This is a genomic window from Pseudomonas sp. 20-5 (genome assembly GCF_056782835.1).
Genome location: NZ_CM165584.1, coordinates 1,468,782 through 1,495,385, shown reverse-complemented (window position 1 = coordinate 1,495,385; position 26,604 = coordinate 1,468,782). Strand labels below are relative to the sequence as shown.

At 67.4% G+C, this 26,604-nt stretch carries 24 protein-coding genes; 10 read left to right on the top strand and 14 right to left on the bottom strand.

What is annotated here, in order from left to right; all coding sequences use genetic code 11:
* The first annotated feature begins 263 nt into the window (after positions 1–263).
* From glpF to AC1RB9_RS06975, 5 genes are all read left to right on the top strand, one after another.
* Positions 264–1,103, top strand: a complete 840-nt coding sequence (glpF, locus tag AC1RB9_RS06995; RefSeq protein WP_003453608.1) for a glycerol uptake facilitator protein GlpF — start codon at positions 264–266, stop codon at positions 1,101–1,103.
* A 39-nt stretch (positions 1,104–1,142) separates the two neighbouring features.
* Entirely contained in the window at positions 1,143–2,660 is a 1,518-nt protein-coding gene (gene glpK / locus AC1RB9_RS06990) for a glycerol kinase GlpK (protein WP_003113886.1), read from the top strand.
* 205 nt (positions 2,661–2,865) lie between these two features.
* Positions 2,866–3,621, top strand: coding sequence for a DeoR/GlpR family transcriptional regulator (locus AC1RB9_RS06985; RefSeq protein ID WP_003092173.1), 756 nt, complete (start codon positions 2,866–2,868; stop codon positions 3,619–3,621).
* Positions 3,622–3,898: 277 nt separating this feature from the next.
* Positions 3,899–5,437: a glycerol-3-phosphate dehydrogenase gene (glpD, locus tag AC1RB9_RS06980; protein ID WP_003098460.1), complete on the top strand. Its 1,539-nt coding sequence runs from the start codon at positions 3,899–3,901 to the stop codon at positions 5,435–5,437.
* Positions 5,438–5,569: 132 nt separating this feature from the next.
* Positions 5,570–5,899, top strand: a complete 330-nt coding sequence (locus AC1RB9_RS06975; protein ID WP_003119370.1) for a GlpM family protein — start codon at positions 5,570–5,572, stop codon at positions 5,897–5,899.
* Between the two features lie 16 nt (positions 5,900–5,915).
* Here AC1RB9_RS06975 and AC1RB9_RS06970 read toward each other — a convergent pair whose 3' ends face one another.
* Positions 5,916–6,902, bottom strand: coding sequence for an alpha/beta fold hydrolase (locus AC1RB9_RS06970; RefSeq protein WP_003098462.1), 987 nt, complete (start codon positions 6,900–6,902; stop codon positions 5,916–5,918).
* Positions 6,903–7,200: 298 nt separating this feature from the next.
* Here AC1RB9_RS06970 and metR point away from each other — a divergent pair, with 298 nt between their 5' ends.
* A complete protein-coding gene (metR, locus tag AC1RB9_RS06965) occupies positions 7,201–8,121 on the top strand; it encodes a transcriptional regulator MetR (RefSeq protein ID WP_003092181.1) in 921 nt (306 codons plus the stop codon).
* Between the two features lie 5 nt (positions 8,122–8,126).
* Here the strand turns inward: metR and AC1RB9_RS06960 are convergent, their stop codons facing one another.
* From AC1RB9_RS06960 to AC1RB9_RS06935, 6 genes are read right to left on the bottom strand one after another with little or no spacing between them, the layout of a single operon-like run.
* Complete coding sequence (locus tag AC1RB9_RS06960; protein ID WP_003098463.1) at positions 8,127–9,377, bottom strand: OprD family porin; 1,251 nt, start codon at positions 9,375–9,377, stop codon at positions 8,127–8,129.
* A gap of 52 nt (positions 9,378–9,429) precedes the next feature.
* Positions 9,430–10,635, bottom strand: coding sequence for a 3-oxoadipyl-CoA thiolase (locus AC1RB9_RS06955; RefSeq protein ID WP_003453610.1), 1,206 nt, complete (start codon positions 10,633–10,635; stop codon positions 9,430–9,432).
* A gap of 22 nt (positions 10,636–10,657) precedes the next feature.
* Positions 10,658–12,190, bottom strand: a complete 1,533-nt coding sequence (locus AC1RB9_RS06950; RefSeq protein WP_003453612.1) for a 3-hydroxyacyl-CoA dehydrogenase — start codon at positions 12,188–12,190, stop codon at positions 10,658–10,660.
* Positions 12,187–12,984 (bottom strand): enoyl-CoA hydratase, encoded by a 798-nt coding sequence (locus tag AC1RB9_RS06945; protein ID WP_003453613.1) that lies wholly within the window; start codon positions 12,982–12,984, stop codon positions 12,187–12,189. The genes AC1RB9_RS06950 and AC1RB9_RS06945 overlap by 4 nt, the downstream gene beginning before the upstream one ends.
* Positions 12,985–13,043: 59 nt before the next feature.
* Positions 13,044–14,231 carry a CaiB/BaiF CoA transferase family protein gene (locus tag AC1RB9_RS06940; RefSeq protein ID WP_003143270.1) on the bottom strand — a complete coding sequence of 396 codons (1,188 nt, stop codon included), beginning with the start codon at positions 14,229–14,231 and terminating at the stop codon, positions 13,044–13,046.
* Positions 14,232–14,269: 38 nt separating this feature from the next.
* Entirely contained in the window at positions 14,270–15,997 is a 1,728-nt protein-coding gene (locus AC1RB9_RS06935) for an acyl-CoA dehydrogenase family protein (protein ID WP_003453614.1), read from the bottom strand.
* A 113-nt stretch (positions 15,998–16,110) separates the two neighbouring features.
* Here AC1RB9_RS06935 and AC1RB9_RS06930 point away from each other — a divergent pair, with 113 nt between their 5' ends.
* Positions 16,111–16,998 carry a LysR family transcriptional regulator gene (locus AC1RB9_RS06930; protein WP_003092195.1) on the top strand — a complete coding sequence of 296 codons (888 nt, stop codon included), beginning with the start codon at positions 16,111–16,113 and terminating at the stop codon, positions 16,996–16,998.
* A gap of 218 nt (positions 16,999–17,216) precedes the next feature.
* Positions 17,217–18,626 (top strand): MFS transporter, encoded by a 1,410-nt coding sequence (locus AC1RB9_RS06925; RefSeq protein ID WP_003113881.1) that lies wholly within the window; start codon positions 17,217–17,219, stop codon positions 18,624–18,626.
* On the opposite strand, the gene AC1RB9_RS06920 is transcribed toward AC1RB9_RS06925, so the two are convergent.
* The 3 genes from AC1RB9_RS06920 to AC1RB9_RS06910 all read right to left on the bottom strand — a co-directional run bounded on the left by AC1RB9_RS06920 (position 18,623) and on the right by AC1RB9_RS06910 (position 22,123).
* A complete protein-coding gene (locus AC1RB9_RS06920) occupies positions 18,623–19,696 on the bottom strand; it encodes a bifunctional transcriptional activator/DNA repair enzyme AdaA (RefSeq protein WP_023089394.1) in 1,074 nt (357 codons plus the stop codon). The two genes, AC1RB9_RS06925 and AC1RB9_RS06920, sit on opposite strands and share 4 nt — an antisense overlap.
* 89 nt (positions 19,697–19,785) lie before the next feature.
* Entirely contained in the window at positions 19,786–21,108 is a 1,323-nt protein-coding gene (locus AC1RB9_RS06915; RefSeq protein ID WP_003138044.1) for an APC family permease, read from the bottom strand.
* 199 nt (positions 21,109–21,307) lie between these two features.
* Positions 21,308–22,123 carry a carbon-nitrogen hydrolase family protein gene (locus tag AC1RB9_RS06910; protein WP_003092205.1) on the bottom strand — a complete coding sequence of 272 codons (816 nt, stop codon included), beginning with the start codon at positions 22,121–22,123 and terminating at the stop codon, positions 21,308–21,310.
* Positions 22,124–22,250: 127 nt separating this feature from the next.
* Here AC1RB9_RS06910 and AC1RB9_RS06905 point away from each other — a divergent pair, with 127 nt between their 5' ends.
* Positions 22,251–23,036 (top strand): helix-turn-helix transcriptional regulator, encoded by a 786-nt coding sequence (locus tag AC1RB9_RS06905; RefSeq protein WP_003092207.1) that lies wholly within the window; start codon positions 22,251–22,253, stop codon positions 23,034–23,036.
* 27 nt (positions 23,037–23,063) lie between these two features.
* Here AC1RB9_RS06905 and ykgO read toward each other — a convergent pair whose 3' ends face one another.
* Both ykgO and AC1RB9_RS06895 read right to left on the bottom strand, forming a co-directional pair.
* The gene (ykgO, locus tag AC1RB9_RS06900; RefSeq protein ID WP_003092209.1) at positions 23,064–23,216 is read right to left on the bottom strand and encodes a type B 50S ribosomal protein L36; all 153 of its coding nucleotides are present in this window, start codon (positions 23,214–23,216) and stop codon (positions 23,064–23,066) included.
* Complete coding sequence (locus AC1RB9_RS06895) at positions 23,216–23,479, bottom strand: type B 50S ribosomal protein L31 (RefSeq protein ID WP_003092213.1); 264 nt, start codon at positions 23,477–23,479, stop codon at positions 23,216–23,218. Before AC1RB9_RS06895 ends, ykgO begins: the two co-directional genes overlap by 1 nt.
* Before the next feature lie 243 nt (positions 23,480–23,722).
* On the opposite strand from AC1RB9_RS06895, the gene AC1RB9_RS06890 reads away from it, so the two are divergent.
* A complete protein-coding gene (locus tag AC1RB9_RS06890) occupies positions 23,723–25,333 on the top strand; it encodes an FMN-binding glutamate synthase family protein (RefSeq protein ID WP_003098476.1) in 1,611 nt (536 codons plus the stop codon).
* Between the two features lie 69 nt (positions 25,334–25,402).
* Here the strand turns inward: AC1RB9_RS06890 and AC1RB9_RS06885 are convergent, their stop codons facing one another.
* Positions 25,403–25,774 carry a diacylglycerol kinase gene (locus tag AC1RB9_RS06885; RefSeq protein WP_003092226.1) on the bottom strand — a complete coding sequence of 124 codons (372 nt, stop codon included), beginning with the start codon at positions 25,772–25,774 and terminating at the stop codon, positions 25,403–25,405.
* Between the two features lie 71 nt (positions 25,775–25,845).
* Positions 25,846–26,499: a response regulator transcription factor ErdR gene (gene erdR / locus AC1RB9_RS06880; RefSeq protein ID WP_003092229.1), complete on the bottom strand. Its 654-nt coding sequence runs from the start codon at positions 26,497–26,499 to the stop codon at positions 25,846–25,848.
* Positions 26,500–26,604: the final 105 nt, after the last annotated feature.

Sequence of the window (26,604 nt, the reverse complement as noted above, 5' to 3'; positions counted from 1 at the left end):
GTCACTCCCGGAGAAGAACGTTGGCTGAAAACCGGCGCCTACCTTAAGCCATCGCCGCCCCTGCTGCACGGGCGCCGATGCCGCGGCCCGCGTGCCTCGGTAGCGATATTCGATTGGCCGCGAAAACGAAACCGGAGGGTCGTTTTTCGGACAAACGTTCATCTTCGCGCTTTGACAGCATTCCTTTGTGAATATATTTTTTCGAAACTGAACAATTTTCACGGCTGCCCGCCATAATTACAAGAACAGACAAGAGAGGCCCCATGACCACCGCCGCCCCGACCCCGTCCCTGTTCGGCCAATGCCTGGCCGAGTTCCTCGGCACCGCCCTCCTCATCTTCTTCGGCACCGGTTGCGTCGCGGCCCTGAAGGTCGCCGGCGCCAGCTTCGGCCTGTGGGAAATCAGCATCATCTGGGGGGTCGGCGTGAGCATGGCGATCTACCTCAGCGCCGGCGTCTCCGGCGCCCACCTGAACCCGGCGGTGAGCATCGCGCTATGGCTGTTCGCCGGCTTCGAGGGGCGCAAGCTGCCGTTCTATATCGCCGCCCAGGTGGCCGGTGCGTTCTGCGCCGCAGCGCTGGTCTACACCCTCTACAGCAGCCTGTTCATCGAGTTCGAACAGGCGCAGAACATCGTCCGCGGCAGCCAGGACAGCCTGGCCCTGGCCTCGGTGTTCTCCACCTATCCGCACCCGGCGCTGTCGGTCGGCCAGGCGTTCCTCGTCGAAGTGGTGATCACGGCCATCCTCATGGCGGTGATCATGGCCCTTACCGACGACGGCAACGGCCTGCCGCGCGGTCCGTTGGCGCCGCTGCTGATCGGCCTGCTGATCGCCGTGATCGGTAGCGCCATGGGCCCGCTGACCGGTTTCGCGATGAACCCGGCGCGCGACTTCGGCCCCAAGCTGATGACCTACCTGGCCGGCTGGGGGCCCATCGCCTTCACCGGCGGCCGCGAGATTCCCTATTTTCTGGTGCCGATCTTCGCCCCGATCCTCGGTGCCTGCCTCGGCGCCGGCGGCTATCGTGTACTGATCGCGCGCCATCTGCCGAGCGCCGCGGCGCCCGCCGAAGCCGAGCCGGAGAAGGTTCGCGCTTCCTGACCGCCCGCTCTTTCCTGCCATAGCCACAAGGCCACAGCCATGACCGACAAGCACAACAAGAAATACGTCGTCGCCCTGGACCAGGGCACCACCAGCTCCCGCGCCATCGTCTTCGACCGCGATGCCAACGTGGTCAGCCAGGCCCAGCGCGAGTTCGCCCAGTTCTATCCGCAGGCCGGCTGGGTCGAGCACGACCCGATGGAAATCTGGGCCACGCAGAGTTCGACCCTGGTCGAGGCCCTCGCCCAGGCCAGCATCGAGCACGACCAGGTGGCCGCCATCGGTATCACCAACCAGCGCGAGACCACGGTGGTCTGGGACCGTCACAGCGGTCGGCCGATCCACAACGCCATCGTCTGGCAGTGCCGGCGCAGCGCGGCGATCTGCGCGCAGCTCAAGCGCGACGGGCTGGAAGACTACATCCGCGAAACCACCGGGCTGGTCACCGATCCGTACTTCTCCGGGACCAAGCTGAAGTGGATCCTCGACAACGTCGAAGGCGCCCGCGAACGCGCGCGCAACGGCGACCTGTTGTTCGGCACCATCGACACCTGGCTGATCTGGAAGCTCACCGAAGGCAAGGTCCACGTCACCGACTACACCAATGCCTCGCGGACCATGCTGTTCAATATCCACAGCCGCGACTGGGACGCACGGATGCTCGAGGTGCTCGACATTCCCCGCTCGATGCTACCCGAGGTGCGCAACTCTTCGGAGGTCTACGGCAACGCCCGGATCGGCGGGGTCGGCGGCGGCGAGCTGCCGATCGCCGGGATCGCCGGCGACCAGCAGGCCGCCCTATTCGGCCAGATGTGCGTGGAACCGGGCCAGGCGAAGAACACCTACGGCACCGGCTGCTTCCTGCTGATGCACACCGGCGACAAGGCGGTGAAGTCCACCCATGGCCTGCTCACCACCATCGCCTGCGGTCCGCGCGGCGAGGTCGGCTACGCCCTGGAGGGCGCGGTGTTCAACGGCGGCTCCACGGTGCAGTGGTTGCGCGACGAACTGAAGGTGATCAACGACTCCTTCGATTCCGAATACTTCGCCACCAAGGTCAAGGACAGCAACGGCGTCTACCTGGTACCGGCCTTCACCGGACTCGGCGCGCCCTATTGGGACCCCTATGCGCGCGGCGCGGTGTTCGGCCTGACCCGTGGAGTCAAGGCCGACCACCTGATCCGCGCTACCCTGGAATCCATCGCCTACCAGACCCGCGACGTGCTCGACGCCATGCAGCGCGATGCCGGCGAACGCCTGCGCGCCCTGCGCGTCGACGGCGGGGCGGTGGCCAACAACTTCCTCATGCAGTTCCAGGCCGACATCCTCGGCACCCGCGTGGAACGTCCGGTGATGCGCGAGACCACCGCCCTCGGCGCCGCCTACCTGGCCGGCCTGGCTTGCGGCTTCTGGAGCAGCCTCGACGAGCTGAAGAGCAAGGCGGTGATCGAGCGGGTGTTCGAGCCGGAGTGCGACGAGCCCCGGCGCGAAAAGCTCTATGCCGGCTGGAAGAAAGCAGTGGAGCGCACTCGCGGCTGGGACGACGGCGAACTGTGACGAGCTGGCGCCATTCGTCCGCCGCGATGCGGCGAATGGCGTGTTCCCCGGCGCCGCTCTGGCATGCCCTGGGTAACGTTTGCGCGCGGCGGCCGGGTGCCGCCGCGGCGCCCTCTACGACTCATGCACGGCTGACAACGGCCCCCCGCGTGCGGCATTCTTGGCGACTTTCCAGGGTCCCGGCCCGGCAGCACGAGAACAACCCATGAACCTGCCCCCCCGACAGCAAAGCATCATCGAGGAGGTCCGCGAGCGCGGTTACCTGAGCATCGAGGAGATGGCGCAGATGTTCGCGGTCACCCCGCAGACCATCCGCCGCGACATCAACCAGCTCGCCGAACAGGGACTGCTGCGCCGCTACCACGGCGGTGCGGCCTACGATTCGAGCATCGAGAACACCGCCTACACCATGCGCGCCGACCAGATGCGCGACGAGAAGCAGCGCATCGCCGAAGCCGTGGCCAGCCTGGTGCCGGACAACGCCTCGCTGTTCATCAACATCGGCACCACCACCGAGGCCATCGCCCGCGCCCTGCTCAACCACCGCAATCTGAAGATCATCACCAACAACCTGCACGTGGCCGCCACCCTCAGCGCCAAGGAAGACTTCGAAGTGCTGGTCGCCGGCGGCACCGTACGCAGCGACGGCGGCATCGTCGGCCAGGCCGCGGTGGACTTCATCCAGCAGTTCCGCGTCGACTTCGCCCTGGTCGGCATCAGCGGCATCGACGAGGATGGTAGCCTGCTCGACTTCGACTACCAGGAAGTGCGCGTATCCCAGGCGATCATCGACAACGCGCGGCAAGTGTTCCTGGCCGCCGACTCGAGCAAGTTCGGGCGCAACGCGGTGGTCCGCCTGGGACCGATCTCGCTGGTCAACCGGGTCATCAGCGACAGCCCGCCGCCCGCCGCCATCGCCCGCCTGATGGCACAGCACAAGGTTCACCTGGACCTGGTCTGAGGCATTTCCCCTGCCACGGCGCCGTTCGGCGCCGTGAATGTTCGTTTCAGAAAAACCACCTGCCGCCCCCGTCCATGCGCCGCGATCCTCGGCGGCCGCTTTCCCGCATGCGGAAGAGGGGCTGTTCCCGCGCGGACGGGCAAACCGGTAGCGCCCGGGCAACCCTTCGAAATTGAAAAAGCCTGGTGAATCGGGCTGGTCAATAACTGCGCAATCGACTAAGCTATTTTCGAATTCGAACAAAACTACGTTCACTTTCGACTTCAGGGCCTTTCACATGAGTCAAGCGCACACCCCCTCCGCTCCACTCGCCGAAGTCTACGATGTCGCCGTGGTCGGCGGTGGCATCAACGGTGTAGGGATCGCCGCCGACGCAGCCGGGCGCGGCCTGTCCGTGTTCCTTTGCGAACAGCACGACCTGGCCCAGCACACCTCCTCGGCCAGCAGCAAGCTGATCCACGGCGGCCTGCGCTACCTCGAACACTACGAATTCCGCCTGGTCCGCGAAGCCCTGGCCGAGCGCGAGGTCCTGCTGGCCAAGGCGCCGCACATCGTCAAGCCGCTGCGCTTCGTCCTGCCGCACCGTCCGCACCTGCGCCCGGCCTGGATGATCCGCGCCGGCCTGTTCCTCTACGATCACCTCGGCAAGCGCGAGAAGCTGCCCGCCTCGCGCGGCCTGCGCTTCACCGGCAGCAGCCCGCTGAAGGCCGAGATCCGCCGTGGCTTCGAGTACTCCGACTGCGCGGTGGACGATGCGCGCCTGGTGGTGCTCAACGCGATCTCCGCCCGCGAGCACGGCGCCCACGTCCATACCCGCACCCGCTGCGTCAGCGCCCGTCGCAGCAAGGGACTCTGGCACCTGCACCTGGAGCGCAGCGACGGCAGCCTGTATTCGATCCGCGCCCGCGCCCTGGTGAACGCCGCCGGCCCCTGGGTAGCGCGCTTCATCCAGGACGACCTGAAACAGAAGTCGCCCTACGGTATCCGCCTGATCCAGGGCAGCCACATCATCGTGCCGAAGCTGTACGAAGGCGAGCACGCCTACATCCTGCAGAACGAAGACCGCCGCATCGTCTTCGCCATCCCCTATCTGGACCGTTTCACCATGATCGGCACCACCGATCGCGAGTACCAGGGCGACCCGGCCAAGGTGGCGATCAGCGAAGAGGAAACCGCCTACCTGCTGCAAGTGGTGAACGCCCATTTCAAGCAGCAACTCGCGGCCGCCGACATCCTGCACAGCTTCGCCGGCGTGCGTCCGCTGTGCGACGACGAGTCCGACGAGCCTTCGGCGATCACCCGCGACTACACCCTGTCGCTCTCCGCCGGCAACGGCGAGCCGCCGCTGCTCTCGGTGTTCGGCGGCAAGCTGACCACCTACCGCAAGCTGGCCGAATCGGCGCTGACGCAGCTCCAGCCGTTCTTCGCCAATCTCGGCCCGGCCTGGACCGCCAAGGCACCGCTGCCGGGCGGCGAGCAGATGCAGAGCGTCGAGGCGCTCACCGAGCAACTGGCCAACCGCTACGCCTGGCTCGACCGCGAACTGGCGCTGCGCTGGGCGCGCACCTACGGCACCCGGGTGTGGCGCCTGCTGGACGGGGTCAATGGCGAAGCCGATCTCGGCGAGCACCTGGGCGGCGGCCTGTATGCCCGCGAAGTGGACTACCTGTGCAAGCACGAGTGGGCCCAGGACGCCGAGGACATCCTCTGGCGCCGCAGCAAGCTCGGCCTGTTCCTCTCGCCGAGCCAGCAGGTGCGCCTCGGCCAGTACCTGCAGAGCGAGCATCCGCATCGCCCGCGGGTGCATGCGGCCTGATCGCCAGCCAGAAACGTCGAGGCCCGCTTTTGCGGGCCTCGTTCGTTATGGAAGGGTACGGGACGATCCGGGCATAATGCGCGACGCCACCAAGCCGGTGGCGCCGCCGCAGTCGAGAATCCCGTGGACCTGATGTTCAAGGCGCTGATCGGCGCCGCCGTGGTCGTGCTCCTCGCCGTCCTGTCGAAGACCCGCAACTACTACATCGCCGGCCTGGTGCCGCTGTTTCCCACCTTCGCCCTGATTGCCCACTACATCGTCGGCAAGGGCCGTTCGCTGGACGACCTGAAGACCACCATCGTCTTCGGCATGTGGTCGATCATCCCCTACTTCGTCTATCTCGCCGCGCTCTACCTGCTGGTCGAGCGCTTCCGCCTGGAGACCTCGCTGGCCCTGGCGGCGCTGGCCTGGCTGGTGGCGGCAAGCGTGCTGGTGGGCCTCTGGGTACGCCTGCACGCCTGAGACCGCGAGCGCGGCTTCAGAGCTGGACGACGCTGGCCTGCCGATGGGCCTTCAGGTAAGGCACCACCGCCGCCAGCAACGGCTCCTTGAAGGCTTCCTGGAAGCGATGGGCGAGACCGGGGATCAGCTTCAGCTCCGAGCCACGGATATGCGCCGCCACGTGCACGCCGTGCATCACCGGCAGCAGCGGATCGGCGGTGCCATGGATCACCAGGGTCGGCACCTGCAGACGGTTCAGCAGCGGCACCCGGCTGGGTTCGGCGAGGATCGCCAGCAATTGCCGCTGCACGCCTTCCGGGTTGAAGGCGCGGTCGTAGGAACGTGCGGCCTGCAACAGAAGTTGCTGGCGATCATCGCGCACTTCCGGACTGCCCAGCGCCGCCAGCAGGTCGGCCTGCTGCTCGACCGCCTGCTCGCGGCTGGCCGCCTCGCGCCGCGCCAGCAGGCGCAGCAGCGACTCGCTGGGCGCCGGCAGGCCTTCGGCGCCGGAGCTGGTCATCACCAGGGTCAGGCTGAGCAGGCGCTGCGGCGCCATGTCGGCGATGTGCTGGGCGATCATCCCGCCCATGCTGGCGCCGAGCACATGGGCCTGGGGGATATCCAGCGCGTCGAGCAGATGCAGGGCATCGCCGGCCATGTCGGTGAGGGTATAGGGCGCGCTGACCGGCAGGCCGAGGCGATAACGCACCACTTCGTAGGTCAGCCGCGAACTGGGCACCGGCACGTTCCAGGCCGACAGGCCGACGTCGCGGTTGTCGTAGCGGATCACCCGGAAGCCTTGCTCGCACAGGGCGCTGACCACCTCGTCCGGCCAGTGGATCAGTTGCCCGCCCAGGCCCATCACCAGCAGCAGGGCCGGATCGCTGTCGCGGCCGATGCTCTGGTAGGCCAGGCGCACGTCGCCCAGTTCGACCGTCTCGGTAGGTACGCGTGCGTCGCAACGCGCCGCCGCAAAGGAGGAGAGGCTGCACAACAAGGCGGCCAGGAAGATGAAAGCACGCATGAAGAAAACCCAGAACGCAAAACCCCAGTGGAGCGCGATTCTGATTAAATTTCGTCCAGCGCGCTGCCACAGTAGCGTGACAGTTTGATGAATGCCGCCAGGCGGTCGTGGCGTTGTGGCTCTGCGGCGTTGCGCCGCTGCTCCGGGCCGCCGTCCCGTGTGCCGGGCTATTCTCCCCGTCGCTCCACGATTGCGCGCTCTGCGGGATCGAGGCCATCGCTTGTCGACAGCCCCTGGCGTATGAGACAAACTCAACGAATCCGCACCGCTATCAAGTTTTGCTCATACAGAGGCCGCCATGCTCGAACTTCGCCACCTCAAGACCCTGCACGCGCTGCGCGAAGCCGACAGCCTGGTGGAAGCCGCCGAGCGCCTGCACCTTACCCAGTCGGCGCTGTCGCACCAGTTCAAGGAACTGGAAGAGCGCCTGGGCATGCAGTTGTTCGTGCGCAAGACCAAGCCGGTACGCTTCACCAGCGCCGGGCTGCGCCTGCTGCAACTGGCCGACTCGCTGCTGCCCCAGCTGCGCACCGCCGAGCGCGACCTGGCGCGGCTCGCCGGCGGTACCGCCGGACGCCTGCACATGGCCATCGAATGCCACAGTTGCTTCCAGTGGCTGATGCCGACCATCGACCAGTTCCGCGACGCCTGGCCGGAAGTCGAACTGGACCTGGCCTCGGGCTTCTCCTTCGCGCCGCTGCCGGCCCTGGCCCGCGGCGACCTCGACCTGGTGGTGACCGCCGACCCGGTCGAGTTGCCCGGCATCACCTACGTGCCACTGTTCACCTACGAAGCGCTGCTGGCGGTGGCCAACCAGCATGCCCTGGCTGGTCGGCCGTACGTCGTCCCGGAGGACCTGGAGCGGGAAACCCTGATCACCTATCCGGTGGAACGCGATCGTCTCGACGTCTTCACCCGCTTCCTCGACCCCGCCGACGTGGAGCCGGCGCAGGTGCGCATAGCCGAGCTGACCGTGATGATGATGCAGCTGGTGGCCTCCGGTCGCGGCGTCTGCTGCCTGCCGAACTGGGCCCTGCACGAGTACAGCTCGCGCGGCTACGTGACGGCCCGGCGCCTCGGTGAAAAGGGCCTGTACTGCACGCTCTTCGCCGCCATCCGCACGGACATGTTCGATGCGCCATTCATGCGCGACTTCCTGCTCACCGCCAAGGACACCTCCTTCGCCACCCTCGAAGGGGTCAGCGCCGCCAAGGGCTGAACGGCTCAGAACAGCGGCAGCTCATAGGTCAGGTACAGGCGGTTCTCGTCGATGTCGCGGCTGAAGGCCGAACGGTAGGTAGCGTTGCGCCAGACCAGCCCCAGTCCCTTCAGCGCACCGCCCTGCAACACGTAGCGCAGGTCGCTGTCGCGTTCCCACTCGCGACTGCCGTCGGCGCCCTTCGGTTTCGCGCCATGGCCGCTGAAATAGCGCGTCATCAGGCTCAGGCCGGGCACCCCGAGCGGCGCGAAGTCGCAGTCGTAGCGCAGTTGCCAGGAGGATTCGCCAGCCTCGGCGAAGTCGTTGTACTGGCCGAAATTGACCAGGTACGGATCGGTCCCCTCCAGGTAGGGGAAACCGTGGTCGCCGCTCATCCGCTGGTAGCCCAGGCCGAAGGCCTGGCCGTTGCGCAGGCGGTAGGTGAGCGACCCGCTGAAGGAACGGTTGTCGATGCGCCCGCCGCGAGCGCCGCCGGTATCCCGGCTGAGCGCCAGGCGCAAGTCGCTCTCCAGGCTGTCCGCAGCGATGCCGATGCGCCCCTTGAGACCGAGGAAATGCTGGGCGTAGACCTGCTCCAGTTCGCCATAGTGGTAGCTGCCGGTCCAGTCCGGGGCGATACGGTAGTCCAGGCCGGCCAGGTCGAAACGGTCCGCCTGCGCCGCGCCGGCGAACCGCCGGTTGCGGTTGAACAGCGCCAGGTCGCTGGTGCCCGCCTCGTTGCGCTGGCTGACCTCGGTCAGCCGTCCCAGGTTCAGGCTCAGTCCGCTCAGTTCACCGGAAGTCAGCAGCGCGCCCTGGAACACCTGGGGGAATAGCCGCCCGTAGTTGGGCTGGATGGTCGGTAGCTTCGGTACCAGGCCGCCGACCTTCAGTTCGCTGCGCGACAGGCGCAGCTTGGCGGTCGCGTCCAGCCGCGCGTAGTCGCCCGCCGCGCTGCCATCGTCGCGAAGCGGAAGCAGGCCGGTGCCGCTACGCCCCGCGCCGGAATCGAGCCGGACGCCGAGCTTGCCCAGCAGGTCGAGACCCACGCCGAGGGTGCCCTCGGTATAGCCCGAGCGGTAGTCGAAGAGAAAGCCCTGGGCCCACTCCTCGCTTTTCGCACGTCCCGCGCCATCGCGGAAGTCGCGGTTCATGTAGAAGTTGCGCAAGGCCAGGCTGGCCCGCGAGTCTTCGAGGAAGCCCTCGGCCAGGGCGGGAACGCTATCGCCGGCAAGGATCGGCAGCAGGAAAAACGCGCATTTCTTGTTGTTGTTCATACGCACTCCGAACGGGCGCCTGGGCGCCTCTTTTTCTAGGGGGAACGGTGTCTCATCGGCAGCGCTCGATCACCATCGCCACGCCCTGGCCGAGCCCGACGCACAGGCTGACCACCGCGTAGCGCCGCTCGATGCGTTGCAGCCCGCGGGCGGCGGTGAGCACCAGGCGCGCACCGGAGGCGCCGAGCGGATGGCCGAGGGCAATGGCGCCGCCATGGGGATTGACCCGCGGGTCCTCGTAGTCCAGGCCGAGCAACTTCAGGCAGGCCAGGACCTGCGGCGCGAAGGCTTCGTTGATCTCGATCAGGCCGACCTCGTCCAGGTCGATGCCGGCGCGTTGCAGCGCGCGGAGGATCGCCTGCTGCGGGCCGATGCCCATCAACCGGGGCTCGACGCCGACGCTGGCGCTGGCGAGGATCCGCGCCAACGGCCGGATGCCCTCGCGCTCGCCGATCGCGCGATCGCCCAGCAGCACTACCGCCGCCCCGTCGTTGATCCCAGACGCATTACCGGCGGTCACTACCCCACCGGCGAACAACGCCGGCAAGCGCGCCAGGGCCGCCAGGTCGGCCTGCGGTCGCGGATGCTCGTCGCGCTCCACCAGCCGCGTCTCGCCCTTGCGTCCGGCACGCACCTCCACCGGAAGGATCTCGCCGAGGAAAAAGCCCTCCTCCAGCGCAGCCTGGTAGCGCGCCTGGGAAGAAGCGGCGAAACGGTCGGCGTCTTCGCGGGCGATGCCGAAGGCGCGGGCCACGTTGTCGCCGGTCTCCGGCATGCTGTCGTTGCCATAGCGCTCGACCAGCCTGGGGTTGGCGAAGCGCGCGCCGATGGTGCTGTCGAAGACCTCCAGCGTGCGGCTGAAGGCGCTCTCCGCCTTGCCCATGACGAACGGCGCCCGGGACATGCTTTCGGCGCCGCCGGCCAGGTACAGCCGGCCCTCACCGCAACTGATCGCGCGCGCCGCGTCGATCACCGCCGACAGTCCGCTGGCACACAAGCGGTTGACCGTCTGCCCGGGCAGCCGCGCCGGCAGGCCGGCTGCGAGCAGCGCGTTGCGCGCCAGGTTGCGGCTGTCTTCGCCGGCCTGGTTGGTGCAACCGAGGATCACATCCTCCAGGTCGTCGACGGCGAACCCGGAGGTTTCCGCGAGACGCGCCAGCAGCAGGCTGGCCAGGTCGTCCGGACGCACCGTCGAGAGTGCACCGGCATGCCGGCCGAAAGGCGTACGCAGGCCAGCGTAGATATAGGCATCGAGCATGGTGTGTTTCTCCGCCAAGGGATCAGGAGGCCAACGGGCTGTCCGGCTGGCGCAGGGAAAGGCCCAGTTGGGCGCGCCGGCGCAGCCAGGGGCTGGGGCGATAGCGCGGGTCGCCGCTGAGCGCATGCAGGCGTTCGAGGATGCGCAGCACGCGCCCGGCACCCATTCGGTCGCCCCACTCCAGCGGCCCCAGCGGATAGCCGAGACCGAGGCGCACCGCCAGGTCGATGTGCTCCACCGAAGCGATACCCTGCTGGGCGATGTCGCAGGCGAGATTGACGATCGAGGCGAGGGTGCGCTGGACGATGAACCCGGCGCTGTCGCGAATCAGCGTGACGCCCACGCCGTCCCGTGCGAACAGGGTGCGAGCGGCCTGCTGCAGCTCCGCTCGGGTCGCCGGGCTGGCCATCAGGCAGCGGTGTCGCTCCAGGTCCGACAGCACGTCGATGGCCAGGCTGCGCGTCGGATCGACGGCGAACCGCCGCGCTGCGGCGCTGACGTCGGCGCCCAGTGGCGCAAGCAGGCACAACGCCGCCCCGGAAGGACGCTCGCCGCTCTCCACCTCGGCGCCCAGACGTTGTAGCAACATCAGCAATGGCGCGCGGTCATGTTCGTCGTCGACGCCCAGCCACACCGGCGGCAACGCCGCGCCTGGCGCAACCGCCGGGGCGGCGACGGGCACCTGCCCAGCGCCGTCGTAGCGGTAGAAGCCCTGGCCGCTCTTGCGCCCCAGGCGGCCGGCGGCGAGCATCTGGCGCAGCAAGGGATGCGGACGATAACGCGGCTCCTCGTAGTACTGCCGGTAGATCGACTCCATCACCGGCAGGCTGACGTCCAACCCGACCAGGTCGAACAGCTCGAACGGGCCCATGCGGAAGCCGGCGCCCTCGCGCAGGACTTCGTCGATCGCCGCCACCGGCGCCACGCCCTCGCCGAGGATACGCAGCGCCTCGGTGCCGAAGGCCCGTCCGGCATGGTTGACGATGAAGCCGGGGCTGTCCGTGGCACGCACCGCCTGGTGGCCGAAGGTCGCCACCAGGGCGCACAGTCGCTCGGCGATGCCGGTGCGGGTGGCGAGACCCTCGATCACCTCCACCAGACGCATCAGCGGCACCGGATTGAAGAAGTGCAGACCGGCGATCCGGCCGGGATCGCGACAGGCCGAGGCGATCGCGGTAACCGACAGCGAGGAGGTATTGCTGGCGAGGATCGCTTCGTCGCCGACCACCTCTTCCAATTGGCGGAACAACGCCTGCTTGGCCTCCAGGTTCTCGACGATCGCCTCGATCACCAACTGGCAGCCGCCTAGGACCCGCAAGTCCTCGACCACCCGCAGATTGCCCATCGCGCGCTCGACAGCCTCCGCCTCCAGCCGGCCCCGCTCCACCTGCCGGGCAAGGACCGTGGCGATCTGCTCGCGCGCTTGCAGCGCCACCCCCTGGCGGCTGTCGTAGAGCAGCACCGACAGTCCGGCACAGGCAGCGAGCTGGGCGATGCCCTGGCCCATGGCACCGGTACCGACGATACCGATGAGAACGATCGATGGCTCGCTCATTTTCCCAGGTACTCCGCTGTGCGTTTTTCCAGGAAGGCACGCATGCCCTCCTTCTGGTCGTGGCTGTCGAACAGCAACTGGAAGGCCTTGCGCTCCAGCGCCAGGGCCTGGTCCAGCGGCAGGTCGGCGCCGGCCAGGACCACTTCCTTGATCTGCGCCAGCGCCAGCGGCGGCAGGCCGGCGATCTGGCGAGCCAGTTCGAGGGCGCGATCCAATGCCTGGCCATCCGCCGCCACCTCGCTGACCAACCCTATGGCCAGGGCCTCCGGCGCCCGTACCGTGCAACCGGTAAACAGCATGCGCAGCGCCTGGAACTTGCCCACCGCTCGCACCAGGCGCTGGGTGCCGCCGGCGCCGGGCATCACGCCGACACGGATTTCCGGCTGGGCGAAGCGCGCCGAGGCACCGGCGACGATCAGGTCGCAGTGCATCGCCAACTCGCAGCCTCCGCCCAGGGCATGGCCCACCACGGCGGCGATCAGCGGTTTGCGGCAGGCGGCGAGGGCCTGCCAGTGGCGCTCCACCCCGCGCTGCTGGATCTCCAGCGCGGACGCCTCCGCCAGTTCGTTGAGATCGGCGCCGGCGGCGAACGCCGCGCCATTTCCGGTGAGGACGATGACCCGGGTATCGGCGCACTCGTCGAGGCGCCGTACGTGCTCCGCCAGAGCCTCGCGCAGGCGCATGTTCAGGGCGTTGAGCACTGCCGGGCGGTTCAGTCGCAACAGGGCCACGCCCTGCTCCGGCCGCTCCAGCAGCACGAGTTCGGGGCGCACCGCCCCAGGGGAGGAATCCATGGCCATCTCCAATTGCCCGGGGATTGAGTTGCACGGCGCAGGCCGTGCCGTGAGGGGTTTCAGGCGCGGACGATGCCGCGCCGGACCAGCGCGTCGATCGCCTCGGCGCTCAATCCCAGTTCCGCCAGGACTTCCCGGGTGTCTCCGCCCAGCACCGGCGGCGCGGCGCGGTAGCTGGCCGGGGTGCGCGAAAGCTTCACCGGCGAGGCGATGCCGCGATAGCCCTCGAGTTCGACGACCATCCCGCGATGGCGGGTGTGCGGGTGCTCCACCACCCGCTCCACCGTGGCGATGGCTCCGCAGGGCACGCCGAGACGGATCAGCCGCTCGGCCAGCTCGCGGCCGTCGTGGGCCGCCAGGTAGTCCTCCAGGGCGCGCTTCAGCGCCTCGCGGTTGACCGAGCGCTTGCCGTTGTCGGCGAAGCGCGGGTCCCCCGGCAGTTCATCCGCTCCCAGGTACTCGCACAGGCGGGCGAACTGGCGGTCGTTGCCGACGGCGAGGAAGATCGGCTCGGTACCGGTGCGGTAGCTGTCGTAGGGCGCGATGTTCGGGTGGGCGTTGCCGCTACGCCGGGGCGTACGTCCGGAAGCGAAGTAGTTCGGCAGGTGCGGGTGCAGCAGGGAGATACCGCAGTCGTACAGGGCGATGTCCACCGACTGCCCGCGCCCGCTGACCTGGCGCTCGTGGAGGGCGAGGAGGATGCCGGCCATGGCGTTCAGCCCGGTGACCATGTCGACGATCGGCAGGCCGATGCGCAACGCCTCGCCGCCGGCCTCGCCGTTCACGCTCATCAGTCCGGCCATCGCCTGGATCGCCGCGTCGTAGCCGGGCAGGCCGCCGAGCGGGCCGTCGGCGCCGAAGCCCGATACCGCGCAGTGGACCAGCCGCGGGAAGCGCTGGCGAAGCACCTCCTCGTAGCCGATCCCCCAGCGCGCCAGGGTGCCGGGCTTGAAGTTCTCCAGCAGTACGTCGGCGTCCTCCAGCAAGCGCAGCAGCAGCTCGATGCCCTCCGCCGTCGCCAGGTCGACGGCGATGCCCTTCTTGTTGCGGTTCACGCCCTTGAAGTAGGACGCCGTGTCGCCCTCGAAGGGCGGCCCCCAGCCACGGGTCTCGTCGCCGCCGAGGGGTTCCAGCTTGATCACCTCGGCGCCGTGGTCGGCCAGCGCCTGGGAGCAGTAGGGTCCGCCGAGGACCCGGCTGAGATCGATGATTTTCAGGCCACGCAGGGCGCCCGTCTGATTGGTCATGGCGACTCTCTGGTTGTTGTGAGCGGGAATGCGGGCAGTCAGGCCGGCAGCAATTGCATGGCTTCGGCCTGGCTCAGCGGCACCTCGCCGACCACCCTGGCCAGCAGTTCGGCCTGGTCGGTCCAGCCCTCCAGGTGCAGCGGGTCGCGCGGCAGCAGCTTGTGCCGGGCGACCAGGAAGGCCAGGGCCAGGCGGCGCTGGTCGGGTGCCTGGCGGCTGGCTTCCCAGGCCATGAAGATCGCCGTGCACAGGTGGTAGAGGGCGCTGCCGGCCTGGCGCACCTGTTCATCCTGGCGGCGCTCGGCGACGTCGGCCATGGTCGCGACCACTCGCACCAGCAGTTCGTCGAAGAGGTCGCGGGCGTCCCCTGGCAGGTCGCTGTCATCCAGCAGCCGGCGCAGGTGGCGCTGCAAGGGTTCGAGCGCCTGTTCGCGGCTCACCGCACGGGCGACGTCCAGCGCCACGATGTTGCTGGTGCCCTCCCAGATCGACCCCAGGTGGGCGTCACGCACCAGCCGCGGGTCGCTCCACTCCTCGATGTAGCCGACCCCGCCGCGCACCTCCATGGCGTCGCCGGTGACCCGTCGCGCATCGCGGCAGGCGCGGAACTTGATCAGCGGGGTGAGGATCCGCACGCATTTCTGCGCCTCGACCTCGCCGCCATCGGCGCGCGGCAGCAGCGTGGCGATCTGCATGAACATCGAGCGCGCCTGTTCGGTGGGCAGCATCATCTTCAGCAACTGCTTCTGCATCAGCGGCATGTCGATCAGGTGCTTGCCGAAGGCGCGCCGATGGCGGGCGACGAACAGCGCCTCGCTAAGCGCCCGGCGCATCAGCCCGGCGGCGCGCACGCCGTTGGACAGGCGCGACATGTTGACCATGTCGGCCATCTGCTGGAAGCCGCGGCCGATCTCGCCGATCAGGTAGGCGCTGGCGCCTTCCAGGCGGACTTCGCCGCTGGCCATGGAGCGGCTGCCCAGCTTGTCCTTCAGGCGGACGATGCGATAGGCGTTGCGCGTGCCGTCCTCGCGGACCTTCGGCAACAGGAACAGGGTCACGCCCTTCATTCCTTCCGGCGCGCCTTCGGGGCGGGCCAGGACCATCGCCAGGTCGGCGTCCGGGTTGGAGCAGAACCACTTGTCGCCGTAGAGCTTCCACTCACCGCCCTGCTCCCGCGCCACGGTACGGGTCCGCGCCACATCGGAGCCGGCGGCCTGCTCGGTCATGAACATGGCGCCCTGGAACAGCTCGTCGAAATCCCGCGAGGCGAGGGACGGCAGGTAGCGCTCGACCAGTTCTGGCGCGCCGAACCTGCGCAGGGTGCGGGTCAGCGAGTCGGTCATGCTGACCGGGCAGCAAAGGCCGAACTCGGCCTGTACGAACAGGTGGGTGAGCGCATACTTCACCAGCGGCGGCGGGCCGTCCGGGCGATGGCTCATGGAAGCCAGGCCAAGTTCGGCATAGGCCACCTGTTCGAGGGCGACGTAGTCCGGATGCTTGCGAATGCTCTGCAAATCCTCGCCGCGGCGGGTGCGCGGCGCCAGCACCGGCGGATTCTTGTCCGCCGCCAGCGCCAGCACGTCCAGCTCGCCGCCGGCACGGGCGCCGAGCCGTTCGAGGAGCGGCCGCCATTCGGCGAGCAACGCCGGCGGCAGGTATACCTCCAGCAGCCGCTCCAGGGCCGGATCGCAGGTGTAGAGATTCAGCCCACGGCTGTCGGGGATGTTCAGCGTATCTTCGCGAAGTACTTCGGGCATGGCGGTCATGGCGCGGCTCCTGCTTGTCTTGCGCCGAGACTAGGCGAGTGCTTCGATAAGCATCCAATACAAAAAAAATCATCGACGATAAGAAAAACAGATCGTAGAACCAGGTGCCTGCCATGGATCTCAGACAGCTTCGCTACTTCATCGCGGTCGCCGAGGAACTGCATTTCGGTCGCGCCGCGGCTCGCCTGTTCATCTCCCAGCCGGCGCTGAGCTTCGACATCAAGAAGCTGGAGGAACAGCTCGGAACCCAATTGCTGCTGCGCAACAACAAGTCGGTGAAGCTCACCGGCGCCGGCCAGGTCCTGCTGGTGGAAGCGCGCAACCTGCTGCTGCAGGCAGAGAAGGTGAAACGCCTGACCCAGCTATCCGCCGAGGGCGACGTCGGCCAACTGCGCGTCGGCTTCGTCAACTCCATGCTCTACCGCGGCCTGCCCAGGGCCATGTCCCGCTTCGAACGGGAGCACCCGAACATGGAGGTGGTGCTCGGCGAAATGAACAGCGCGGAGCAGGCCCAGGCGTTGCAGCGCGGGCAGATCGACCTGGGCTTCGTGCACTGGGGCAGGCTGCCGGCGGAAATCGTCTCCGAACCCTTGATCAGCGACCCGTTCCTCTGCTGCCTGCCCGCCGGGCACCGCCTGGCTGGCCAGGCGCGTCTGGACCTCGCCGAACTGCGCGACGAAGACTTCATCCTCTTCCCGCGCCATGTCTCCCCGCACTACCACGACCTGATCATCGCCCGCTGCGTGGACGCCGGCTTCAGCCCGCGCATCCGCCACGAGGCGCGCCTGTGGCAGACCGTCGCCGCCATGGTCGGTCTCGGCATGGGCGTCGCGCTGATCCCGGAGACCCTCTGCCTGGCCTGGCGGAACGAGGTGCGCTACCTGGAAATCGAGCCGGCCGGCGCGCGTTCGGAGATCCACGCGATCCTTCCGGCCAGCGAACCTTCCCGGGCGGCGCAGGCGTTCCTGGCGACGCTGAAGAGCGGCCTGGACGACGCCTGAGCGAGGGCTGACGGAAAACGTCGATATGGAATCCCTTATCGAGCCATAAGATTAAAAGACTATTGATTTGCGGGGGTGCCACCTAGACTCCGAGGCACCCGGGTCAACACCGACGCACGCTTTCCCTCCACGGAAACCAGCGTTTCCGCCCCGCCTTTCAGCGAAGGGCGGTAGGGCGCGGCGTGTCGGCGAGAACAACAATAAACAGGACTCGACCCATGCCGCGCACGCCCTCTCCCGAAGACGCCGACCTGCACAAGAAGGCCCGCAGGGCCGGTATCGCCTCCTTCATCGGCACCACCATCGAGTGGTACGACTTCTACATCTACGGCCTGGCCGCCGCCCTGGTGTTCGGCAAGGTATTCTTCCCCGCCGACATGGATCCGGGCCTGGCCACCCTGCTGTCCTTCGTCACCCTCTGGTCGGGCTTCATCGCTCGCCCGCTGGGCGGGATCATCTTCGGCCATCTCGGCGACCGCATCGGCCGCAAGACCACCCTGGTGATCACCCTGATCATGATGGGCATCGCCACGACCTGCATCGGCCTGTTGCCGGTCTATACGCAGATCGGCATCTGGGCACCGATCTCCCTGGTGGCGCTGCGTATCGTCCAGGGCATCGCGGTCGGCGGCGAGTGGGGTGGCGCGATCCTGATCGCCAGCGAAAGCGCGCCCAAGGGCAAAGGCATCCTGTACGCCGCCTTCGCCCAGCAGGGCTCGCCCACCGGCAACCTGCTGGCGACCCTGGCGTTCTTCGCCCTCAGCGCCCTGCCCGCCTCGGACTTCATTCTCTGGGGCTGGCGCGCGCCGTTCCTGCTCTCTGCGGTGCTGGTCATCGTCGGCATGGTGATCCGCCTGAAGCTGGAGGAGTCGGAAGACATGAAGCGCGTGCTGGCGCAGAAGCGCACGGTGAAGCTGCCGCTCGCCGAGGTGCTGGGCAAGCACTGGAAGATCGTCCTGCTCGGCGCCGGCGTGCTGCCGATCATCCACGTCACCTACTTCAAGAGCACCTTCGCCCTCTCCTGGGCGACCAAGACCCTCGGCTACAGCCAGGGCACCTTCCTCAGCATCATCGTGGTCGCGCTGGTGGTGCAGTTCCTCAGCCAGCCACTGGGGGCGCTGCTCACTTCGCGCATCGACATGCGCAAGGCGGCATGCCTGATGGTGCTGCCGGAGTTCATCCTGATGCCGGCGATGTTCTTCGCCGTAGAAACCAAGGTCTACTGGATCGCCGCGGTCGGCATGTGCCTGGCCACGGTGCCGCACGCGATGTTCTACGGCGCGGTGGGCGGTATCCTCGCCCGAGCCTTCCCGGCGCGGGTGCGCTACACCGGCCTGTCGCTGGCCTACCAGCTCTGCTCGCTGCTGGTCGGCGGCGGTACACCGGTACTGGCCCAGTGGATTCTCAACAGTACCGGCAGCATCGTCGGCGTGGCCCTGGCCTCGGCCTGCTACGCGCTGGTCTCGCTGGCCTGTACCCTGGCCCTGTTGCGGATCACCGGGTTCCACGCCAGCGACCTGTCGACCGCCGAGCGCGCCGACGCCGAGGACTTGCAGCGGCCCGTAGCGGTCGAGCGGGAACCGGTGTTGCGCGCCCCCGCCCGGCTACTGGGCGGCGATCCCGGCTAGCCGGCAGCGCCCATGCGCCGCTCGTGCTCCAGCAACCAGCGCTTGCGCCACAGGCCACCGCCATAACCGGTCAGGGAACCGTCCGAACCGATGACGCGGTGGCAGGGAATCACGATGGCGATCTGGTTGGCTCCGTTGGCGCGGGCCACGGCGCGCACCGACAACGGCGAGCCGATGGACCTGGCCAGCCCGGCGTAGCTCTGCGTGCTGCCGCACGGTACCTCGCGCAGCGCCTGCCAGACCGTGCGGGTGAAGGCCGAGGCGTTCAGCGCCAACGGGGTCTGGAAGCGCACTGGAGTACCGCCGAAGTAGTCGGCGAGTTCCGCCTCGATCCTGTCGATGGAGGCGAAACGGCCGAAACCGATGCTCGATCCGCTGCTCTTCTGCAGGCGTTTCAGCTCCCCGCTCAACGCCGGGCGGTCGAAGAACTCCAGCAGGTGCAGGGCCTGCGCATCGGCCACCGCGAGCATGGCGCCGAGCGGGGTCTGCAGCCAGTCCGCCTTGAGCAGCTCGCGCCCGCGCAACTGCGACGGCGGCTCGCCCAGCAGGCGCGCGAAGGCGCTACGGAAGCCGCTGTCGGAGTCGAAGCTGGCATCCAGTTGCGCGTCGATCACCCGCGCGCCCGAGGACAGCCGCTCGGCGACCTGGCCAAGACGGCGCAGGCGAGCCATTTCCAGAAAGGTCACGCCGAACTCGCGCTTGAAGGCACGGCGCACGGTGGACGGGTCATAGCCCAGCGCCGCCAGGTCGTCTTCGAACCAGCGCCGCTGCGGTTGCCGACCGAGGCGCTGGAGCAGGTCGCTGACCAGCGGCCCCTGCGTGCCGAGCCGCTCCAGCGGCCGGCAACGCAGGCAGGGTCGGAAGCCGGCCTCGACGCAGCCCTTGATCGAATCGAAGAACAGGGTGTTCTCGCGCTTCGGCTTGCGCGCCGGGCAGGTCAGGCGGCAGAACACCCCGGTGCTCTTCACCCCGACGAAGGCGAAGCCATCGTAGGCGGGGTCGCGCGCCAACAGCGCGGCATACAGGGTGTCGTCATCGGGAAGGGGAAGGAACAACGCTGCATCGGACATGGCCGGCTCCGGAACCAGGGAGGCGATGGATAGCCACTCTAGGCCAGGAGCCTGCGCCTTGCCGCCGCGAAACGGGCGTCGATTCTTTCTCAGCCCTCCTCGAAACGCATCTCCGGCGGCTGCTCGCGGAAACCGTGGGTGATCGCCGCCAGGTACACCGCGCCCAGCGCCAGCCAGCAGAGGCCGAGGATGATCGCCAGATGGTCGAGGCTGGCCATCAGCCACAGGTCGGCGACCAGGCCGATGCCAGGGAATACCAGGAACAACAGGGTTTCCCGTGGGCCGCGGCGCTCGGCGCCAAGGTAGTAGTGGAAGACCACCGACAGGTTGACCAGGCTGAAGGCGAGGAAGGCGCCGAAGTTGATGAACGAGGTGGAGGTGGTCACGTCCATCTGCAGCGCCAGCAGGGCCACCACGCCGCACAGGACGATGCTGTTCACCGGCGTCTCGAAGCGCTTGCCGAGACGCCCGAAGAACGGCCGCGGAAGGACGCCGTCGCGGCCCATGGCGAAGAGCAGGCGCGAGGCGCTGGCCTGGGCCGAGAGGCCGGAGGTGAACTGGCCGACGATCAGGCCGACCAGGAAGAAGGTCACGAACAGGTCGCCACCGATGTTGCGGGCGATCTCGTAGGCCGCCGAGTCCGCGCTGTCGAAGGCGAACGACGGGTGCGCCAGTTGCACGAAGTACGAGGTGACGATGAAGATCAACCCGCCCAGCAGGGTGATCAGCAGGATCGCCCGCGGGATGTTGCGCCGCGGGTCGCGGGTTTCCTCGGTCAGGGTACTGACCGCGTCGAAACCGAGGAACGAGTAGCAGGCGATCGCCGCACCGCTCATCACCAGCGGCACCTGCAGGTCGCCACCGAGCAACGGTTGCAGTGACCATAACGGCTTGCCCGGGTCGCCCAGCACGTAGTGCACGCAGAGTGCGACGAAGGCGCCGAGGACCAGGAACTGCACCAGCATCAGCAGGCCATTGACGTTCTTCGCCAGGCGCAGGCCGACGATGTTGATCGTCGTGGTCACGCCGATGAACGCCAGCACCCAGACCGCGTTGGGTACCGCGGGAAAGGCCGAGTGCAGGTAGGCGGCGCCGATCAGCCAGATCGCCATCGGCAGGAACAGGTAGTCGAGCAGCACCGCCCAGCCGGCGATGAAGCCGAGCCGGGAATCGATGGCCTTGCGCACGTAGGTATAGGCCGAGCCGGCCACGGGGAAGGCCGCGGCCATGCGCCCGTAGCTGAGGGCGGTGAAGAGCATCGCCAGGGAAGCGGCGATGTAGGCGGCGGGGACGTGTCCCTGGGTGGTCTCGGCGAGGATGCCGAAAGTCCCGAGGACGATGATGGGGGTCATGTAGGCGATGCCGAACAGCACCACGGAACCCAGCGACAGGGTGCGCTTGAGTCTGGCCATTACTGCTTACTCCGGAATTATCGTTTGTTATGGCAGTGGCCCGCAGCCGGCCGGGCCGCGGGGCGCAGGGGCCTCCCCTCACCCGGGAGACCGGCGGACGCTCGGGCGCCCATCGTTGTGCTACGGCTTTCCGGGCCGATCCTCGCCCGCTCGCTGGCGGACAGAGGACGACGCGACGCTCCTGTCGCGCCGCGGTGAATCAGGGAATCAGCAGCTCGCGCAGGCCGTCCGGGTGCTCGCGGCGCTCGCCGGGCAGGACCAGGCGACGCTCTTCGAGGTAACGGTAATCCCGACGCGCATCCTGCAACCGGCCGAGGTCCAGTTCGACGATCTGCCGGCATTCTTCGCGCCCGGCCTCGCAGAGCAACTGGCCGTAGGGATCGACCACAGCGCTGCCGCCGGCGAAGACCAGCCCGCCGTCGCCATGCCCGACGCGGTTGACCATCACCGCGTAGGCCTGGTTTTCCATGGCGCGGGCCATGATCGCGGTGCGATGGGTCGGGCCATAGGGGTCCATGTTGCCATTGGTCACGATGATCAGTTCCGCACCCAGTTGGCCGAGGGCCCGCGCGCTTTCCGGGAACTCGATGTCGAAGCACACCAGCAGGCCGACCCGGATGCCGTTCCACAGGGCGGTGGCGTAGCGGTCGCCAGGCGTGAAGATGCCGCGGTCGGAGGCCCACAGGTGGGTCTTGCGGTATTTCAGGGCGATGCCGTCGGGAGCGATCAGCAGGGTGGTGTTGTAATAGCGGCCGGCGTCCGCCTCGGCGATGCCGATCGCCACCGAAACGTTACGTTCACGGGCGACGCGCTGCACCGCGCTGACCGTCGGGCCGTCGAGCGGCTCGGCGAGGGCGGCGATGTTGTCTTCGCTGGGGAAGCCGGTCAGGTGGGTTTCCGGGAACACCACCAGTTCGGTGTCCGCCGCACAGTCGGCGATGGCCGCCAGGGCGCGCTCCAGGTTGTGCGCGGTGTCGCCATCGCGACCGGCGATCTGGACGAGTTCGACTTTCATCGGAATTCCTTGTTGTTCTCGGCGCTGTTCGGCACGCGCGCTGTTCGTATGCAGGAGTCGGCACAGTATGCTTGGCGTTCCCCGCGCCGATAATTACGTCCGAGGGTTAACCCAACAGGGGTAGAAGATGAGTTTCACCTTGCAGGACATCGCCTGGCACCGCTCCGTCGGGCAACTGGTCGAGGCGCTGGATGCGCCGGACTTCTGGATTCGCCTGGTACGCCTGCTCGAACAGTACGTTCCGTTCGACAGCTGGGTGGCCCTGCTGTTCAGCCAGGGCCGGCCACAGGTGTTCGCCGAATGCCCGGGCGCCGACGGCGGGCCGGACCCGCTGTTCCAGGACTACCTGCGAGGCCTCTACCTGCTCGACCCGTTCTACATCGCCAGCCGCGAGAACCCGTGCAGCGGCCTGTTCCGTCTGGCCGACGTGGCACCGGAATGCTTCGAGCAGACCGATTACTACCAGCGTTACTTCCGCCTCAACGTGGTGGCCGATGAAATCCAGATCAACGTCCAGCTCTCCGGCGAACGCACCCTCTGCCTGTCGCTCGGCTCGCGGCGCCGCTTCACCCCCGAGCAACTCGCCGTGCTCGGCCTGGTGCGGCCCTGGGTGGCCGGGCTGATGCGCCAGCGCCTAGCCTTCGAGGACGAAGTGTTGAACAGCCCCGCGGCGCCGGAGCCGGGCTGGCAGGGTTCGCTGGAGAAGGTCGCGGAGCAGATGGGCACGCCACTGACGGCGCGCGAACTGGAGGTCGGCAGGCTGATGCTCAGCGGCTGCTCGAGCAAGGAGATCGCCCGCAAGCTGGCGATCTCGGCGGAAACCGTGAAGGTCCACCGCAAGCACATGTACGGCAAGCTCGGCATCAAGTCGCAGTCCGAGCTGTTCGGCCTGTTCCTCCAGGCCCAGGGCTGACGGGACGGGCGACCGTCCCGTCGCCGCTCAGCGGCGCTTGATCTTCGGCTTCGGCCGGCCCTGCACGCACTTGAAGCGCGGATTCGACTTGCAGATCACGTAGAGCCGGCCACGGCGCTTCACCACCTGGCAATCGCGATGGCGCAGCTTGGCCTGTTTCAGCGAGGCGAGGACTTTCATCAGGCCCCCTTGCCGCCGACGAAGCCGGCGAAACGCTTGTTGAACCCGGCCACGCGGCCTTCGCTCTTGGTCTTGCGCTGTTCGCCGGTGTAGACCGGGTGCGAGGCGCTGGAAACGTCCAGCGTCACGTAGGGATAGGTCTTGCCGTCGGTATGGGTATGGGTCTTGTCGGTCTCCGCGGTGGAGCCGATCAGGAAGTACACGTCGGCCGAGGTGTCATGGAACAGGACGGGACGGTATTCGGGATGGATGCCGGGTTTCATGGGGATGCCTCCTACATAATGTTATATAGTTACATATTACTCCGATAAGAATAATTCGCAACTCCGGAAAGAGTTCCCGGCGACCATTCGGCTGCTCGACCATCCAGACACAATTATTAGCTTGCTTTCTATCCCCGTTTGTTTCCCATAATCAGCGCTTGGTTAGCGCGGGGGGAACCCGTCGTAGACGCCTCGAAGAAGGTGACTACCATTTTGAACCGAAGCCTGAAGATTGGAGACATGATGAATCTGTCGCTACTCAGTCGCTATGCGTTTTTCGCCTGTATCGCCCTGTTCACCTTGGTCAGCCTGCCGTTCCTCGGCAGCACCGAATGGCTCTGGCCGTTCACCCTACTGGGCGTGGCCCTGAGCCTGCTCGGCCTGTTCGACCTGATCCAGACGCCCCACGCGGTGCGCCGCAACTATCCGATCCTGGGCAACATCCGCTATCTGGTGGAAGGCATCCGCCCGGAGATCCGCCAGTACCTGCTGGAAGCCGACGGCGACGCCCTGCCCTTCTCCCGCGCCCAGCGCTCGCTGGTCTACTCGCGGGCGAAGAACGAAAGCTCGGAGAAGCCCTTCGGCACCCTGATCGACGTGTACACCGCCGGCTACGAATTCATCAGCCACTCGATGCGTCCGGCGCCGCTCAGCGATCCCTGCGAGTTCCGCGTCGACATCGGCGGGCCACAATGCAGCAAGCCGTACTCCGCTTCGCTGTTCAACGTCTCGGCGATGAGTTTCGGCGCCCTCAGCGCCAACGCCATTCGCTCGCTGAACCGTGGCGCGCAGATGGGCAACTTCTACCACGACACCGGCGAGGGCAGCATCAGTCCCTATCACCGCGAGAACGGCGGCGACCTGGTCTGGGAACTGGGCAGCGGCTACTTCGGGTGCCGCACCCGCGATGGCAAGTTCGACCCTGAGCGCTTCGCCGCCCAGGCCCTCGACCCGCAGGTGAAGATGATCGAGATCAAGCTCAGCCAGGGCGCCAAGCCGGGACACGGCGGTATCCTGCCCAAGCACAAGGTCACCCCCGAGATCGCCGCCACCCGTGGCGTGCCGATGGGTGAGGATTGCGTTTCGCCGTCGCGCCACAGCGCCTTCTCCACGCCGATCGAGCTGATGCAGTTCATCGCCCAGCTGCGCGAACTGTCCGGCGGCAAGCCGGTCGGCTTCAAGTTCTGCCTGGGCCATCCATGGGAGTTCATGGGCATCGCCAAGGCCATGCTGGAGACCGGCATCCTCCCCGACTTCATCGTCGTCGACGGCAAGGAAGGCGGCACCGGCGCGGCGCCGCTGGAGTTCACCGACCATATCGGCGTGCCGCTGCGCGAAGGCCTGCTGTTCGTCCACAACACCCTGGTCGGCCTCAACCTGCGCGACAAGATCAAGGTCGGCGCCAGCGGCAAGATCGTCAGCGCCTTCGATATCGCCAGCGTCCTGGCCACCGGCGCGGATTGGGCCAACTCGGCGCGCGGCTTCATGTTCGCCATCGGCTGCATCCAGTCGCAGAGCTGCCATACCAACAAGTGCCCGACCGGCGTCGCCACCCAGGACCCGCTGCGCCAGCGCGCGCTGGTGGTGCCGGACAAGGCCGAGCGGGTGCGCAACTTCCATCGCAACACCCTCAAGGGCCTGGCCGAGATGCTCGCCGCGGCGGGCCTGGAACATCCCTCGCAGCTCGAAGCCAAGCACCTGGTGCGACGCATCACCGACACCGAGATCCGCCTGTTCTCGCAGCTGCACTACTTCCTCAAGCCGGGCGAACTGCTTTCCGGCAAGATCGAGGGCGAGTTCTACGAGCGCATGTGGAACATGGCGCGGGCCGACAGCTTCGACGCGGCGGCCTGAGCCGCCGCCCTCGCACGCAAGAAAAAGCCGGAGGCATCGCTGCCTCCGGCTTTTTCATGTCCGCGTAGATCAGCCCAGCAGGATGGTCGCCCAGGTCACGGTGATCACGGTGAGGGCCACGAACTGCGCGGCGCTGCCCATGTCCTTGGCATTCTTCGACAGGGGGTGGCGTTCCAGCGAGACGCGGTCGACGGTGGCCTCGATCGCCGAGTTGAGCAGCTCGACGATCAGCGCCAGCAGGCACACCGCGATCATCAGCGCGCGTTCGCCGCGACTGACGTCGAGGAGGAAGGCCACCGGGATCAGCACCACGTTGAGCAGCACCAGTTGGCGGAAGGCGGCTTCACCGCGGAAGGCGGCGAGGAAACCTGCGAGGGAATAGCCGGTGGCGTTGAGGATACGCTTGAGGCCGGTCTGGCCTTTGAAGGGGGAAGGCGACACGTCGGGTTCTCATCGATTCGGAAGGCCGGCAGTCTAGCCGCCGGCTGGTCAAAAAAGCGTTAAGCCGTCTCTCAATGAGAAGCGGGAACCGTCTCCATTTGTTGCAGCAGCAGCGCGGCCTGGGTCCGGGTGCGCACGTTGAGCTTGCGGAAGATCGCCGTGACGTGGGCCTTCACCGTCGCCTCGGAAACGTTCAGGTCGTAGGCGATCTGCTTGTTCAGCAACCCTTCGCAGACCATGGTGAGTACCCTGAACTGTTGCGGGGTGAGGCTGGCGAGCCCGGCGCTGGCGGCCTTGGCCTCCTCGCTGAGGGCTTCGGCGGCGGCATCCTGCGGCGGCCACCAGGTGTCCCCGTCGAGCACCGCGCGCACCGCCTGCTGCAGGGTTTCCAGCGGACTGGACTTGGGTATGAAGCCGCTGGCGCCGAACTCGCGGGAGCGCTGCACCACCGCGGCCTCCTCCTGTGCCGAGATCATCACCACCGGCACCTGCGGGTATTGCCCGCGCAACAGCACCAGGCCGGAGAAGCCATAGGCCCCCGGCATGTTGAGGTCCAGCAGGACCAGATCCCAATCGGCCTTCTCGTTCAGCCGCGCTTCCAGTTCGGCGATGCTGGCGGCTTCCACCAGGCGCACGTCGGGGCCCAGCCCGAGGGTGAGGGCCTGGTGCAAAGCGCTGCGAAACAGGGGGTGATCGTCGGCGATCAGGATCTCGTAAGAAGCCATGACATGTCCTAGTTTGTTCGGCCCAGCCGAGGCGGCGCTCAGGATGCCGACCGAGGGCGGACCGGTCAAGCCGAATGAGGGATACCTCGTACACCGCGTTCGTCT

What these genes read in the sequence shown, in the direction of transcription:
- glpF (WP_003453608.1), top strand. Translation starts at nt 264, where the DNA reads ATGACCACCGCCGCCCCGACCCCGTCCCTGTTCGGCCAATGCCTGGCC.
- glpK (WP_003113886.1), top strand. Translation starts at nt 1,143, where the DNA reads ATGACCGACAAGCACAACAAGAAATACGTCGTCGCCCTGGACCAGGGC.
- AC1RB9_RS06985 (WP_003092173.1), top strand. Translation starts at nt 2,866, where the DNA reads ATGAACCTGCCCCCCCGACAGCAAAGCATCATCGAGGAGGTCCGCGAG.
- glpD (WP_003098460.1), top strand. Translation starts at nt 3,899, where the DNA reads ATGAGTCAAGCGCACACCCCCTCCGCTCCACTCGCCGAAGTCTACGAT.
- AC1RB9_RS06975 (WP_003119370.1), top strand. Translation starts at nt 5,570, where the DNA reads ATGTTCAAGGCGCTGATCGGCGCCGCCGTGGTCGTGCTCCTCGCCGTC.
- AC1RB9_RS06970 (WP_003098462.1), bottom strand. Translation starts at nt 6,902, where the DNA reads ATGCGTGCTTTCATCTTCCTGGCCGCCTTGTTGTGCAGCCTCTCCTCC.
- metR (WP_003092181.1), top strand. Translation starts at nt 7,201, where the DNA reads ATGCTCGAACTTCGCCACCTCAAGACCCTGCACGCGCTGCGCGAAGCC.
- AC1RB9_RS06960 (WP_003098463.1), bottom strand. Translation starts at nt 9,377, where the DNA reads ATGAACAACAACAAGAAATGCGCGTTTTTCCTGCTGCCGATCCTTGCC.
- AC1RB9_RS06955 (WP_003453610.1), bottom strand. Translation starts at nt 10,635, where the DNA reads ATGCTCGATGCCTATATCTACGCTGGCCTGCGTACGCCTTTCGGCCGG.
- AC1RB9_RS06950 (WP_003453612.1), bottom strand. Translation starts at nt 12,190, where the DNA reads ATGAGCGAGCCATCGATCGTTCTCATCGGTATCGTCGGTACCGGTGCC.
- AC1RB9_RS06945 (WP_003453613.1), bottom strand. Translation starts at nt 12,984, where the DNA reads ATGGATTCCTCCCCTGGGGCGGTGCGCCCCGAACTCGTGCTGCTGGAG.
- AC1RB9_RS06940 (WP_003143270.1), bottom strand. Translation starts at nt 14,231, where the DNA reads ATGACCAATCAGACGGGCGCCCTGCGTGGCCTGAAAATCATCGATCTC.
- AC1RB9_RS06935 (WP_003453614.1), bottom strand. Translation starts at nt 15,997, where the DNA reads ATGACCGCCATGCCCGAAGTACTTCGCGAAGATACGCTGAACATCCCC.
- AC1RB9_RS06930 (WP_003092195.1), top strand. Translation starts at nt 16,111, where the DNA reads ATGGATCTCAGACAGCTTCGCTACTTCATCGCGGTCGCCGAGGAACTG.
- AC1RB9_RS06925 (WP_003113881.1), top strand. Translation starts at nt 17,217, where the DNA reads ATGCCGCGCACGCCCTCTCCCGAAGACGCCGACCTGCACAAGAAGGCC.
- AC1RB9_RS06920 (WP_023089394.1), bottom strand. Translation starts at nt 19,696, where the DNA reads ATGTCCGATGCAGCGTTGTTCCTTCCCCTTCCCGATGACGACACCCTG.
- AC1RB9_RS06915 (WP_003138044.1), bottom strand. Translation starts at nt 21,108, where the DNA reads ATGGCCAGACTCAAGCGCACCCTGTCGCTGGGTTCCGTGGTGCTGTTC.
- AC1RB9_RS06910 (WP_003092205.1), bottom strand. Translation starts at nt 22,123, where the DNA reads ATGAAAGTCGAACTCGTCCAGATCGCCGGTCGCGATGGCGACACCGCG.
- AC1RB9_RS06905 (WP_003092207.1), top strand. Translation starts at nt 22,251, where the DNA reads ATGAGTTTCACCTTGCAGGACATCGCCTGGCACCGCTCCGTCGGGCAA.
- ykgO (WP_003092209.1), bottom strand. Translation starts at nt 23,216, where the DNA reads ATGAAAGTCCTCGCCTCGCTGAAACAGGCCAAGCTGCGCCATCGCGAT.
- AC1RB9_RS06895 (WP_003092213.1), bottom strand. Translation starts at nt 23,479, where the DNA reads ATGAAACCCGGCATCCATCCCGAATACCGTCCCGTCCTGTTCCATGAC.
- AC1RB9_RS06890 (WP_003098476.1), top strand. Translation starts at nt 23,723, where the DNA reads ATGAATCTGTCGCTACTCAGTCGCTATGCGTTTTTCGCCTGTATCGCC.
- erdR (WP_003092229.1), bottom strand. Translation starts at nt 26,499, where the DNA reads ATGGCTTCTTACGAGATCCTGATCGCCGACGATCACCCCCTGTTTCGC.